Annotated in this window: 14 protein-coding genes; 9 read left to right on the top strand and 5 right to left on the bottom strand. The window is 42.2% G+C overall.

Going from position 1 to position 12,678, the window contains the following annotated elements:
* Positions 1–351 precede the first annotated feature (351 nt).
* The gene (locus tag AC3IPL_RS01015) at positions 352–717 is read left to right on the top strand and encodes a hypothetical protein (RefSeq protein WP_489241225.1); all 366 of its coding nucleotides are present in this window, start codon (positions 352–354) and stop codon (positions 715–717) included.
* A gap of 56 nt (positions 718–773) precedes the next feature.
* Here AC3IPL_RS01015 and AC3IPL_RS01010 read toward each other — a convergent pair whose 3' ends face one another.
* Entirely contained in the window at positions 774–2,108 is a 1,335-nt protein-coding gene (locus AC3IPL_RS01010; protein WP_489241224.1) for an NCS2 family permease, read from the bottom strand.
* Between the two features lie 137 nt (positions 2,109–2,245).
* The gene (locus AC3IPL_RS01005; RefSeq protein ID WP_489241223.1) at positions 2,246–4,372 is read right to left on the bottom strand and encodes a DNA topoisomerase III; all 2,127 of its coding nucleotides are present in this window, start codon (positions 4,370–4,372) and stop codon (positions 2,246–2,248) included.
* Positions 4,373–4,489: 117 nt separating this feature from the next.
* Here AC3IPL_RS01005 and AC3IPL_RS01000 point away from each other — a divergent pair, with 117 nt between their 5' ends.
* The 4 genes from AC3IPL_RS01000 (at position 4,490) to AC3IPL_RS00985 (ending at position 7,955) form a co-directional block, all read left to right on the top strand.
* Positions 4,490–5,302 carry an HAD-IIB family hydrolase gene (locus tag AC3IPL_RS01000; RefSeq protein ID WP_489241222.1) on the top strand — a complete coding sequence of 271 codons (813 nt, stop codon included), beginning with the start codon at positions 4,490–4,492 and terminating at the stop codon, positions 5,300–5,302.
* Between the two features lie 14 nt (positions 5,303–5,316).
* Positions 5,317–6,168, top strand: a complete 852-nt coding sequence (locus AC3IPL_RS00995) for a GNAT family N-acetyltransferase (RefSeq protein ID WP_489241221.1) — start codon at positions 5,317–5,319, stop codon at positions 6,166–6,168.
* Positions 6,169–6,302: 134 nt separating this feature from the next.
* Positions 6,303–7,154 carry a GRP family sugar transporter gene (locus AC3IPL_RS00990; protein ID WP_489241220.1) on the top strand — a complete coding sequence of 284 codons (852 nt, stop codon included), beginning with the start codon at positions 6,303–6,305 and terminating at the stop codon, positions 7,152–7,154.
* A 15-nt stretch (positions 7,155–7,169) separates the two neighbouring features.
* Positions 7,170–7,955, top strand: coding sequence for a glucose 1-dehydrogenase (locus tag AC3IPL_RS00985; protein ID WP_489241219.1), 786 nt, complete (start codon positions 7,170–7,172; stop codon positions 7,953–7,955).
* Positions 7,956–8,015: 60 nt separating this feature from the next.
* Here AC3IPL_RS00985 and AC3IPL_RS00980 read toward each other — a convergent pair whose 3' ends face one another.
* On the bottom strand, positions 8,016–8,921 hold the full coding sequence (locus AC3IPL_RS00980) for an AEC family transporter (protein ID WP_489241218.1): 906 nt from the start codon (positions 8,919–8,921) through the stop codon (positions 8,016–8,018).
* A gap of 56 nt (positions 8,922–8,977) precedes the next feature.
* Between AC3IPL_RS00980 and AC3IPL_RS00975 the strand changes: the two genes are divergently transcribed.
* Positions 8,978–9,388: a hypothetical protein gene (locus AC3IPL_RS00975; protein ID WP_489241217.1), complete on the top strand. Its 411-nt coding sequence runs from the start codon at positions 8,978–8,980 to the stop codon at positions 9,386–9,388.
* Positions 9,389–9,394: 6 nt separating this feature from the next.
* Here the strand turns inward: AC3IPL_RS00975 and AC3IPL_RS00970 are convergent, their stop codons facing one another.
* Both AC3IPL_RS00970 and ybaK read right to left on the bottom strand, forming a co-directional pair.
* Complete coding sequence (locus tag AC3IPL_RS00970) at positions 9,395–10,474, bottom strand: metallophosphoesterase (RefSeq protein ID WP_489241216.1); 1,080 nt, start codon at positions 10,472–10,474, stop codon at positions 9,395–9,397.
* A complete protein-coding gene (gene ybaK / locus AC3IPL_RS00965; protein ID WP_489241215.1) occupies positions 10,471–10,947 on the bottom strand; it encodes a Cys-tRNA(Pro) deacylase in 477 nt (158 codons plus the stop codon). Before ybaK ends, AC3IPL_RS00970 begins: the two co-directional genes overlap by 4 nt.
* A gap of 78 nt (positions 10,948–11,025) precedes the next feature.
* Between ybaK and AC3IPL_RS00960 the strand changes: the two genes are divergently transcribed.
* Genes AC3IPL_RS00960 through mspA form a run of 3 tightly spaced genes read left to right on the top strand, consistent with a single transcriptional unit; the run spans position 11,026 to position 12,666 of the window.
* On the top strand, positions 11,026–11,199 hold the full coding sequence (locus tag AC3IPL_RS00960) for an SE1832 family protein (protein ID WP_489241214.1): 174 nt from the start codon (positions 11,026–11,028) through the stop codon (positions 11,197–11,199).
* Positions 11,186–12,346, top strand: a complete 1,161-nt coding sequence (locus AC3IPL_RS00955; RefSeq protein ID WP_489241213.1) for an MFS transporter — start codon at positions 11,186–11,188, stop codon at positions 12,344–12,346. Before AC3IPL_RS00960 ends, AC3IPL_RS00955 begins: the two co-directional genes overlap by 14 nt.
* Positions 12,343–12,666 carry a membrane stabilizing protein MspA gene (gene mspA, locus AC3IPL_RS00950; protein ID WP_489241212.1) on the top strand — a complete coding sequence of 108 codons (324 nt, stop codon included), beginning with the start codon at positions 12,343–12,345 and terminating at the stop codon, positions 12,664–12,666. The genes AC3IPL_RS00955 and mspA overlap by 4 nt, the downstream gene beginning before the upstream one ends.
* Positions 12,667–12,678 lie beyond the last annotated feature (12 nt).

Below are 12,678 nucleotides of genomic sequence, written 5' to 3'. Positions count from 1 at the left end.
TTACCTCCTCTAATAACGTCTATTTTGGTTTGATAGACTTCTCCACGAAAATTGTCTCACACATCGCCATGGCAAAGCGGCCGGGTGTGTCAGTAACCTTCCGCTTCATCGCTTTTAAAAGTCCAACATTAGATATGATACATGAGTTTTAATAATAAATCAATACTTATCGCAGCAATTTATACTTTTTTCTTCATAATCACATTTCTTTATTCTAAAGGGTTATCGGCTACGTTGCAAGTCTTACCATTTAGAAATATAAAATTAAAATGGTATAATATAGGGGTAGCAATAAAATTTTGCCTATTAGTCTATATATAATAGAAGAAAGTTAATTGAGGAGGTACATGAATGAAAGGTTCAATCCGTATTATACTGCTAGTGTTAGGAGTCATTACGCTATTAAATGAAGCATTTTTGGGAATTCCTATACTTGGTGGTACTTATATTGTTTCTCTTGGCTGGACACCTCTTGGCACGAACATCTTGTTGTACATCATCATAGCTGTGATTTTAGGCGCTGATCGTTACAACCAGGCCAAAGAATTAATGTATATTCCTATTCTCGGGGCGATATTGAATATCATCGCATTCATTCCGTTTGTCGGTATGGTCGCACACTGGATTATGACATTATTCATGATTTATTTCGTTGTTCGTCTACTGAACTACCCGGAATATTCAAGAGATCCGCAAGACACCTACAGAAGATATTAAATCAAGTTTCGAACTACAAAAAGTTCCATCACTCAGTCGGAGTGATGGAACTTTTTTTAATGTTTGACGAAGATAAAGTACATAACAAACACGACGAACATGAAGTACATGATTGGATGTATTTCTTTGTGACGTTTCGCCATGATCATCGTGATTGGATAGAAGATAAATCCACAGGCAATCCCTGTTGCGATGGAATATGATAACGGCATCATAATCATCGTCAAGAATGCAGGCACTGCGATTTCAAAACGCGTCCAGTCAATTTTGCCTAGATTAGAGACCATCAGTACACCAACGATGACTAATGCAGGAGCCGTGACTGCTGATGTAACGACACTCATCAACGGTGAGAAGAACAATGCCAGGAAGAAGCATAGTGCTGTAATGACACTGGCAAATCCTGTTCTCGCCCCTACTGCTACACCGGCAGAAGATTCAATATAAGATGTTGTCGTTGAAGTACCAAAAATCGCTCCTGTAATCGTTGCTAGAGAGTCAGCGAACAAGGCACGTCCTGCTCTTGGAAGCTTGTTGTCTTTTACTAAATTCGCCTGTGTGGCTACTGCGACTAACGTTCCTGCTGTATCGAAGAAATCGATGAACAAGAAAGTCAAGACCACTATCAGAAACTTGATATTCAATATTTTTGACGGGTCCATTAATCCTTCAAATGCTGCACCAAATGTTGGTGCTACGCTTGGTACGCTGCTGACGATTGCTTGCGGCTGGGCAATCAATCCTGTCAAAATTCCGATGACTGCAGTCATGATCATGCCGATAAAGATACTTCCCGGTACTTTTTTGGCCATTAGAATGACAGTCAATACAATACCTGCTATGGCAAGAATCACTTTCGGGTCATGGAAGTTCCCTAACGTCACAAGTGTCGCATCATGGTTCTGAATAATACCTGAACCTTGCAGCCCGACGAAAGTAATGAACAGCCCTATACCTGACGACACCGCCATCTTCAGCTCAAACGGGATAGCATTGATAATGGTCTCCCTGAGCCCTGTCATCGTCAGTATTGCAAAGATGACGCCCGAGAACAGGACACCTGTCAAACCGATCTGCCACGGAATACCGAGCGTCAGTACGACAGTGAAGGCGAAAAATGCGTTCAATCCCATACCAGGTGCCAAAGCGATAGGATAGTTGGCAATCAGCCCCATGAACAGACAGCCGACGATAGCGGCAAGAGCTGTTGCTACAAATACAGCGCCTGTATCCATACGCATGGAATCAGGAAGATCTTTTACTGCTGATAACGATAAAGTCGCTGGATTGACAGCTAGAATATAAGCCATTGATAGAAATGTTGTCAGTCCACCTAATATCTCACGTCTATAGTTTGTACCTAATTCATCAAACTTAAAATAGTTCTTCATATGTTCTCCTTTTTACGTTCATTTAATAAGCACTTGTCTATCTTATTACTTTGAATCGTAAAAATCAATGTAAAAATCGAACATTTTTAAATATTAATAACTTTTTGTTCGTATAATGGCTTAGTGGGAAGTTCAAGTTATAATTTCAATCCTTTTAACGCATCAGCGAACGGATTATTCACAGGTTCATCCTGCTTCATATATTTCTTCATTTCACCTTTCGATACTTTGCCAGTTTTATTTGACTTGAAGCGTTTATCCATTGCTTCCTGCGTTTCTCTGAACCCGCAGCTGCAGCTGTACATAGCTTTCTTACCTGTCCCGTGAAGTGTCAGTTTCTTCTTACAGTTTGGACAGCGGGCATTGGTTTGACGCTGAACGTTCTTCTTCGTCTTGCAGGTCGGATCCTGACAGACCAGCATCTTACCGTTACGCGTCTTAACTTCCAGCATGAACTTGCCGCATGTCGGACATTCTGTTGATGTTAAATTATCATGTTTGAATTTATCTTCGCTTGCTTTAATGTCTGCAATCAATGTTTTAGTGAAGGTACGCATTTCCTCGATGAATTGTCGTTTGTTGTACTTTCCTTTTTCAATCTGTGTTAATTTATATTCCCAGTCTGCTGTTAAATCCGGTGATTTCAATGCATCGGGGGCGAGTTCGAGCAGCTGCTTCCCTTTATTCGTCACTCGCAGCCTGCCATCCCGATTTTCAATGGCATTTAGATGATAGAGTTTTTCAATGATATCTGCCCGCGTTGCCACTGTCCCGATGCCACCTGTTTCTTTCAATGTGGCTTTCTGTGCTTTATCCAACTTGAAAATAGCAGATGGATTCTCCATTGCTTTAAGCAGCGTTCCTTCATTGAAATAAGGCGGCGGCGTTGTTTCCCCTGTTGTTTTAGTGAATTTCAGCTGGTCGATCACTTCACCCTGCATGAATGATAATGCCGCTGTTTCTGTCAATGGTTCATACAGCGCCTTAAAACCGAGATCAACAGCCTGTTCGTGCTTAGCTGTGAACTGTGTCTTGCCGACTTGTATCGTCACTGTCTGAACAGTATAGCGGTACGGTTTCATCAGTACGCTTAAGAACCGTTCAGCAATCAATTCATAAATATGGCGCTCTCGCAGTGATAATTCAGCAGCATTCGCTCTCACTTCTGTAGGGACAATCGCATGATGATCAGAAACTTTAGCGTCATTGATGAAATGTCTGCTTCCTTTGACCGGTGACTTCAGCAGCTGGACCACTGTCTGACGGTAAGCAGTCCCGCCTAATGCTGCTACACGGTCTTTCAATGTAGGTACCATGTCTTCTGACAAATAGTTCGCATCAGTTCTTGGATAAGTCACGAGCTTATGACTCTCATATAAGTTCTGCATTGTACTCAATGTTTCCTTGGCAGAATATTGATAACGCTTATAAGCATCCTGCTGTAATGATGTTAAATCATAGAGCAGTTCTGGATACTTCTTCTTCTCCACTGTTTCGACAGACACTACGTGCCCCTGCTCTGAATTCAACTCATTCAACAGCTGATCGACTTTAGCTTCATCAAACACCTGTCCACCTGACTGCCATGTGAACTTTGTACCTTTAACAGTGGTAGTAATGCCATAATAGTTACGCGGCTTGAACGCATTGATTTCGTCTTGACGCAATTTTAGCATTTGCAGCGTCGGTGTCTGAACACGTCCAGTCGATAACTGTGCATCGTATTTAGTCGTCAATGCACGCGTTGCATTGATACCGACAATCCAGTCCGCTTCACTTCTTGCCATTGCCGCATCATACAACCCTTGATACGCCTTACCATCTTTCAGTCGCTGGAACCCATCTTTAATAGCTCTATCAGTGACTGAGCTGATCCATAACCGTTTGACCGGCTTATTCCCCTTACACTTCTCGATAATTAAGCGCGCGACTAATTCACCTTCACGGCCGGCATCGGTTGCAATAATAATTTCATTGACATCATTTCGTTCAATTTGAGCCTTCACTGTATTGAACTGCTTACGCGTCTTGCCGATGACTACTGTCTTCATATGGTCCGGTAATATCGGCAGCACATTTAAGTCCCATGTTTTATATTTGACATCGTATTGTTCAGGGTCAGCATTGGTCACAAGATGACCCAGTGCCCAAGTAACAATATAGCGGTTATTTTCCATATAGCCGTTTTTATTTTGACTACATCCGAGCACTCGGGCAATATCCCTTGCAACAGATGGTTTTTCTGCTAATACGACAGATTTCATATCATCATTCCTATTCTCTTTTGGTCATTGCATCATTATAGCATGCCCATATAAAGATTTCATTTGAGTTACTTTTATTAATTCGATATGCTAGTGGCAAACAGAGGAGGACGACTGATGAATTCAATGTATTTCCCTGAGCGTGTTCACTGGTTAGTGTGCTCAGATTTTGACGAGACCTTCTTCGCCCACGACTTGTCCAACGCGGAAGATGCGAAGGCACTGGATGACTATACTGCACACCATGCTCAAGAGAGCGGCATTATGTTCGGCATTGTATCTGCAAGCACTATCGATATGATCAAATCCTGCATGGAAATCGGCCATTTCAGCCATTACCCTCACTTCATCTCATCTAATTCCGGCACTGAGCTCTGGTATTATAGAGACGGCGAAGAAATTTACGATACAGAGTATGAAGAACAGCTACTGACACAAGGGTTCTCCAAATCAAACATTCTGGAGATTGAAGACCGGCTGCTTAACGAAGGCATTTCCCTTATTGTGCAGACACCTTTCGTCGACGCTCCGTTCTCTCGCAACTACTACTACCATGAGCAGACGCCTGACATCGATGAAGCCAATTTCAGGCGTATCCGTCAGCTGGCTCATGCCCACCGACTTGTGGTCAATATCAGTAAATGCAATCCACTGATCGGTGATCCAGAACACCATTATGACGTCGACTTCTTCCCAGCAAGTGCGGGCAAAGATGCCATCGTCCATTACTTAACTAAAAAGTTCAACCTTCCAAAAGAACAAACAGCTGCTTTTGGTGACAGCGGGAATGATATCAGCATGCTGAATAGCGTGAAACATGGGTATTTAGTAAGTAATGCTACGCCCGAAGCAAAAAAATTATTTCCATCGATTGCAGAATATCCATACAGCAAGGGCATTTTGACAACACTAAAGACAATAACAACTTAAGGAGTGAACAGCACATGAACAGTGCTACAGATGATTATGACAAGGTCAGTCAATTCCTCTATGAGATGAATCAGCAGCCGGAACATCATGTCGGCTACTTAGCGTACAACCAAGAACGCATCAAAAAACAACTGGAACAACTAAGTCCGGAAAATGTCGCTGTATTATCAGAAAATGATGAAATTATCGCAGTGGTCGGCATCAGTCCTAAAGAAGACGATACTGCTTATGTGTTCGGACCGATTACAAAACAGACAGACAGTGCCACACAAGTGAAAATGAAAGAAGTATGTCAACGACTGATACAGCAGAATCTCGACGTCAAAACATACGAATTCTATATCGGCGCCCAGCACGTCTTCGGTCAGGCAGTGATGAAATCATTAAAAACTCAATATTTGGGAACGCGTTATACCATGTCTGCAGCACGTCTTAATGACTCTGATATCGATACACGCCTTGTCATGCCGTACAGTCCCATCTACAAGAAAGGATTAATGGCTTTAATGAAGAACTTATATGTCAATCCGAAAGAACGGACAAAGGCACTGCTCAGCCAACTGGATGGATCCTATGAGCTCTTCATTCTGTTGAGTGAAGGTATCGTCAAAGGATATATCGTGCTCGCAGTTAATGAACACGCAACGTGTTATGTAGACTATGTGGTCACGCATAAAAATTATCGTCAGCAAGGAATTGGGCATCGTCTTGTCGCTTATGCCGCCCGTCATGCGTTCAATGAACATCAGGCGACTGAAATACAATTGAGCGTAGAAGACAAGAGAAAACGTACGATTGAATTTTATGAGAAGTTAGGATTCAAAAAAGTGAATGAACTGCATCATTACAAATTTACGTTGGACTGACGAAGAAGTAACGCCAAAATCGTTGTTAAGGTTTTGGCGTTTTTGTTATCTATTGACCTGACTATGATCATGATGATGTTTTATCAGATTATTGATGGGAATAGGATAGTATCAATGGATAAAGGAATGAGGCAATGGATATATTAATCGCATTACTTCCTGCCCTATTATGGGGCAGCGTTGTACTGATCAATGTCAAAGTAGGCGGAACGTCTTATGAACAAATTATGGGCACAGTACTTGGTGCTTTCATTGTCGGGACTGCTGTTTACTTCATCGTTCAGCCTGAACTGAGCGTTAAAATACTGATCGTCGGCATGATTTCCGGCGCATTCTGGGCGCTCGGTCAAGGAAATCAGCTGAAAAGCATCAAAAAAATCGGTGTTGCTAAAACAATGCCCATCTCTACTGGGATGCAGCTTGTCGGAACAACCCTCATCTCAGTGATATTCTTCAATGAATGGAAATCAACGACTGCTGTGATTCTCGGCATCGTTGCACTACTGCTGTTAGTCACTGGTGTTGTTCTAACATCGCTGAAAGGTGACAAAGATGACGAAGAAAACGGAAGTATCAAATCAGCGCTTAACATACTGATTATTTCTTCCATCGGCTATATTACATATGTCGTCATCGGCAGATTCTTCGGTGTCGAGGGATGGGATGCATTATTCCCGCAAGCCATTGGAATGGTAATCGGCGGATTCCTGCTCAGCTTCAAACACAAACCTAAAAAGAAAGCAGTCTTCAAAAACTTGATTCCAGGTGTGTTATGGGCCCTGGGTAACATGGCCATGTTCTATTCTCAGCCAAAAGTCGGTGTTGCAACAAGCTTCTCGTTCTCGCAGATGCTTGTGGTCGTGTCAACTCTAGGTGGTATCTTCATTCTGCATGAGCAGAAGACAAAAAAACAATATATCGGCATTGCTGTCGGGATCATACTCATTATCGCTGCAGCATTTTTACTAGGTTATGCTAAAAAATAACAAGGAGTGGTATCAATGTATCAAGATCTTAAAGAAAAAGTAGTTGTCATTACAGGGGCTTCAAATGGTATCGGAAAAGCAATGGCTGAAGAATTCGGCAAAGAAGGATGCAAAGTTGTCATCAACTATTATTCAAGTCCTGAAGGCGCAGAACAAGTTGCCGCCATCGTTAAAGAAAATGGCGGAGAAGCAATTACTGTTCAAGGTGATGTATCTGTCGAAGCAGATGTGGTTAAAATATGCCAGACAGCGCTCGATGAATTCGGCGGTATCGATATCATGATCAACAATGCGGGTATTGAACATCCGACGCCGTCTCTTGAAATGTCAGCTGAAGAATTCAACAAAGTCATGGAGACTAACTTAACCGGTGCATTTGTCGGCAGTCGCGAGGCATGTAAACATTTTGTTGAAACCGGCAAAAAAGGTGTAATCATCAATATCTCAAGTGTTCATGATGTCATTCCTTGGCCGAACTATGTCAACTATGCGGCAAGTAAAGGCGGCATGAAACTGATGATGGAAACCATGTGTATGGAGTTTGCTCCTAAAGGAATCCGCATCAACAACATCTCACCGGGGGCTATTATGACGGAACATACAAAAGATAAATTCACAGATCCTGACACCCGTGCTGAAACTGAAAAAATGATTCCAATGGGTATCATCGGTGATCCGAAGCAAGTCGCAACAGTGGCAACTTTCCTCGCTAGTGAAAATGCCAGCTATGTGACTGGTGAAACATTATATGTCGATGGCGGTATGACAAAATATCCAGCATTCATGGGTGGTAAAGGTTAATAAAATAAAGGACAAGTGCTAAGCGCTTGTCCTTTTTTGATTAGTAATAGTCATACAAACTTACAACATAACCATCTGAAAAACAAACAGGATGATGATGGAGATGACAATCGACAAATTTGATACCATACCGATAAGCGGTAGTGTCTTATACTTAAACTGAATAGCATAAGGAATGATGGACACACCAATCGGTAATAACAGCCCAATCAATATCGTTGTTCTGAACATTTCATTGAACGGCAGGAAGACATAACATAGCAATCCAATCACTGTTCCGAAACCATAATGAAACAGCAGATATTTAATAGTAATCGGCAAATACGCCTGATCCACCTTGAAGTTCAAATAAATACCTAATAACAGCATGGACAGCGGCATGTTTGCCTGTGAAACGATACCAAAAAAATCAAGTGCGAATGTCGGCAGTTTGACATGGAGGAGACTTAATATGAGCATGATCATGTAAGTCATCAACGGCACACTTTTTAAGAGACTTAACGCCAAATATCTGATATCAAAAATCTCAGCTCCGTCACTGAAGTAATTTCCGACGATGTAAGTGATACCAAACATGACGATAGAGCCGCCAATATCGAACATCCCAAAATACAGCAGTCCTTCTGCTCCAAACATCTGTTCAACAAGTGGATAAGCAAACAGTCCAATATTCAAAGCAGATGCCATCATACCGACAGATCCTTTGACGTGACGATGATGGTTGATGAATAACAGGATGACAAGCCCTTTGGCGGTCACTGCATATAAAATCATGATGACAGGCAGGAGCATCAATGAAGGCTCAATCTCCACCTTACTGAGTGTCACAATAACAAGTGACGGCAGCGTAATGTTGAAGACAATCCGGCCGATAACACCGCCGTCCTGTTCAGTAAAATAACCGAGTCTCTTCATCAGATAACCCAGCAGAATCATTGCGATAATTGTTAAGAAACTTTGTGTCATACGCGCGCTTCCTTCCCTTACTATGCTAAAATAAATAAAAAACCTCGAGGTGCTTTATGCAGGACTTCATCAAAATTCCGAAACGACTGGCAGTCGTTTCACTTATCATATTGACCCTTCTCATCATGTCTGTCATCACACTTTATTTCGGCGCATCAGGCAGCATTGTACAAAATTTCCTGGCTGACCATGTGGACCAGGAAACGTTACCTGAAGCAACAACCGCTCTAAAAGAGGCATTACTTCCGTTGATCGTCATCGTATTATTTCCATGGATGCTTAATTTATTAGGTATTCTTTACTTGAAACGCAGCATTACGGTCAGTGCCATCATGTTCATTGTGGCAGGTCTCTTGATGTTATTCACGTTTGTCATCCCTGTTCTGCTCATTACAGCAGGCACGATGCTTATTATCCGTCATCGTCATTACATCAATTACGAAAAATATAAAACACACTACGAGTAGTGTGTTTTAAGCCAGCACTTCTTCAGGAACCCAGCCGACGATACTCCCTTTTTTAATCAGCACATAGCCGGAGCATGTATCATCAATCACTTTGACATGTTCACCGGCTTCCACATCAAGAAATAAATCCGTGTAATCCTCTTTCAAGCGATAACCACCTGTTCCATCCTCTTGTATGTATTCAGACTTGACCATGAATTCAGTATTTGAGTGCGTATGTACCGCCTTAGTGAAGTAAGGTTCAATATCCTCAATCATTATATCAAATTCCGGAAATGTAAAGGTATGCGGAGATTGAACAGTGACTTCGAATGACTGAATCACTTCCTGGACAGGGTGATCGTCTACATGTTCTGAACAGAGAGAGCCATCTGGTTTAATAATCAGCGCATTCAGCTGACCTGATGGTTTTACTTGGTTGCCGCCGTCTATAGCAATTATTTTTCGCGCGTCGTTGATCTTAATGTCATGACTGTATATTCCATGTTCAACATAATTACAGGCAGGATAATGTCCGACCACTACGTATTTATCAAGCTGATGAGACTGCGTATAGAAGTTCGGCATATTAAGTGCCTGTTCACGAGCTGTCTCCAAATAATCAACACCGTCGATTCCGGCATGGACAAACAAATAATCCTCTGTTTCTATTGCAGTCGGCAGCGTATTGAACATCGCCTGATAGTCACTGTATTTCTCAAGGATATCATCACCGAGCTGCTGCTGACTGTCATAGTCATCGAGTGACCTGTCTACTTCATCCAAATAATCATGGACCCATGTTCGTCTGCGGTCCATATAATCATAGAGCCAATCTTCATATAATTCATCTAGTATGCGGTCGCAGTTCCCTTCAATCATATAGACATTCGGTCGTTCCAGCAGCTCAAAAACATAGCGCATTGTACCTATTGAATCACGCCCTTTATCGATAATATCTCCGCCGATGATCAATAGATCGTCATCAGAAAATCCGACTTGCTGAAGCAGCCGCTGAAATAATTCTTTCTCTCCGTGGATGTCAGAAATCACAATGGTTCGCTTACCCCTGATAGCAAGAGATAAGTAATGGTCCTTGAGTTTCATCGTTTAATCACATCCTTTAATGTCCCGTTGACTACAGTAAGCAGCGACGTCACAGCGATTTTCATTTGAATGCCTATTTGGCCGGCACTGACAATGATAGCGGCGAGTCCTTCAGCTGATGTATCAATGACCGTCGCATACTGCTTCTTCATTCCGACTGGAGAACAGCCGCCTCTAATGTAGCCGGTCTTACTGAGCAGTTCTTTGACAGGCAGCAGCTCAAGTTTCTTAACGCCGACTGCGGCAGCTGCTTTCTTTAAGTCCAGTTCTGCTGCAACAGGTATGACAAACACAAACAGCTCCTGACCACTATGCGTCACTAATGTCTTATAGACCGTTTCTACCGGCTCACCTATTTTGGCGGCAACGGTAATACCGTCGATTCCCCCGCCTGCATCATAGGTGAATATTTCGTAGCTCATGCGCTGCTGATCCAGCTTGCGCAATGCATTGGTTTTAATTTTCTTCGTCATTAATCGTTCCCCGCTTTCAAGTTAGTTACATTATAGCTTATAATAGACTTACATTTTAAAAAATAAAGGAGTGTACATATGGCTGATTTAAACTATCAACTGACAGAATTAAAACAAGAATATGTCAGACTACAAGGTGACATTGAAAAAGTTCAGTCCACAGGCAACCATGCAGACAAACTAGAAGCACGTCTGCATGAACTAGAAGACGCGATCCGCGATGTACGTGAACAACTCAATGAGCAGCAATAATATTAAACAAGTATTCAGCTTATTGATGGTCATCCAGTTCTTCATCTATTTCGGATTCAGTATCGTCATTCCTGTTATTCCAGCTTTGATTGACGATATGGATTTAAGTGCCTTTCATATGGGACTGCTGCTCGCAAGCTATTCCATTGCGTCGTTCATCGCAGCGCCTTTCTGGGGACAGTTCTCAGATAACAACGGACGAAAAAAAGTACTGCTGATCGGTCTGATTGGATTTACTATCAGCTTTCTGACTTTCGGATTATTTATCGATCACTTACCGATGTTGTACTTTTCAAGAATCATCGGTGGATTGTTTTCCGGTGCCTGTTTCTCAACTACTACCAGTATTGTCGCAGATTTGACGACAGCTGAAGAACGTAACCGCTATATGGGGCTGCTCGGTATGATGATTGGTCTCGGCTTTATATTCGGGCCGGCTGTCGGTGGGCTGCTTGCAGGATATTCCTATCAACTGCCTTACTTTATGACAGCTGCCATATTAATGCTTATTTTCATCGCCGTGATGATGAAGCTGCCGGAGACTCACCTTGATAGAACAGGTACGGATGAGGGCGGTATTAACTGGACTATTTTCAGACAACCCGTCGGACTGTTATTGCTCTGTACATTTATTGTCATGATGACAATGAGCGGTATGGAAAGCTCTTTTCAGCTGTTAGAAATTGACAGAATTGCTATTACACCGACTCAGATGGGGCTGCTCTTTATGATCGGCGGATTTGTCAGCGCGATTCTTCAAGGTGGTTACTTAAGACAAGTGAAGCACGGTGCAGAACGTAAAGTGATGATGGCAGGACTGGTCATTACAGCGACTGCGTTCATTATGCTGCCATTCACGATGAATTTAGTATATGCCGGATTATGTCTTGTTATGCTGATGGCAGGGAATGCTATGGTCAGAACATTACTGACTTCAAGTATTACTAAAACAACGACTGCACGTCATATGGGTAAAATGACCGGTATCACTTATTCACTGGACAGCTTAGGTCGGATTATCGGTCCACTTGTCTTCACAGGACTACTGACATTCAGTTTAAGCCTGCCATTTTATATCGGTGCAGCCACAAGCCTGCTTGCCCTTATTCTGATTTACATTTATTTTTCGAAAGGAAAAGTAGCATGATTTTATTATTAACGCTCTACCTACTCATCTATTTACTCGTTTCTTACGTGAGCATTTATCAATACAACATTCGCATGACGCGTATTCTTAGAATGATCCTCGGCATCAGCCTGCTGTTATTTGCATTCAGCATATTGTTGAGGGTCACACCAACATCGTGGTGGGCGATTCTGTTAGTGCTTGCACTCGTGATGAACATAGAAATCACTTCATTCAAATATAAGCTCCATGATGACAAAGGACTGCTTATTCTTAACTTATTCACATTGATGCTCTCCGTATTAATCATCGTTGTATCATTATTTATTTACGGCCTATAGAAAAATGCCCTG

Source organism: Macrococcus sp. GL_134 (assembly GCF_057834705.1).
This window is presented reverse-complemented; position numbering and strand designations above follow the sequence as displayed.

Coding starts and splice junctions, on each gene's coding strand:
- AC3IPL_RS00995 (WP_489241221.1), top strand. CDS start 5,317: ATGAACAGTGCTACAGATGATTATGACAAGGTCAGTCAATTCCTCTAT.
- AC3IPL_RS00955 (WP_489241213.1), top strand. CDS start 11,186: ATGAGCAGCAATAATATTAAACAAGTATTCAGCTTATTGATGGTCATC.
- AC3IPL_RS01000 (WP_489241222.1), top strand. CDS start 4,490: ATGAATTCAATGTATTTCCCTGAGCGTGTTCACTGGTTAGTGTGCTCA.
- AC3IPL_RS00960 (WP_489241214.1), top strand. CDS start 11,026: ATGGCTGATTTAAACTATCAACTGACAGAATTAAAACAAGAATATGTC.
- AC3IPL_RS00975 (WP_489241217.1), top strand. CDS start 8,978: ATGCAGGACTTCATCAAAATTCCGAAACGACTGGCAGTCGTTTCACTT.
- AC3IPL_RS00990 (WP_489241220.1), top strand. CDS start 6,303: ATGGATATATTAATCGCATTACTTCCTGCCCTATTATGGGGCAGCGTT.
- AC3IPL_RS00970 (WP_489241216.1), bottom strand. CDS start 10,474: ATGAAACTCAAGGACCATTACTTATCTCTTGCTATCAGGGGTAAGCGA.
- AC3IPL_RS01015 (WP_489241225.1), top strand. CDS start 352: ATGAAAGGTTCAATCCGTATTATACTGCTAGTGTTAGGAGTCATTACG.
- mspA (WP_489241212.1), top strand. CDS start 12,343: ATGATTTTATTATTAACGCTCTACCTACTCATCTATTTACTCGTTTCT.
- AC3IPL_RS00980 (WP_489241218.1), bottom strand. CDS start 8,921: ATGACACAAAGTTTCTTAACAATTATCGCAATGATTCTGCTGGGTTAT.
- AC3IPL_RS01005 (WP_489241223.1), bottom strand. CDS start 4,372: ATGAAATCTGTCGTATTAGCAGAAAAACCATCTGTTGCAAGGGATATT.
- AC3IPL_RS00985 (WP_489241219.1), top strand. CDS start 7,170: ATGTATCAAGATCTTAAAGAAAAAGTAGTTGTCATTACAGGGGCTTCA.
- ybaK (WP_489241215.1), bottom strand. CDS start 10,947: ATGACGAAGAAAATTAAAACCAATGCATTGCGCAAGCTGGATCAGCAG.
- AC3IPL_RS01010 (WP_489241224.1), bottom strand. CDS start 2,108: ATGAAGAACTATTTTAAGTTTGATGAATTAGGTACAAACTATAGACGT.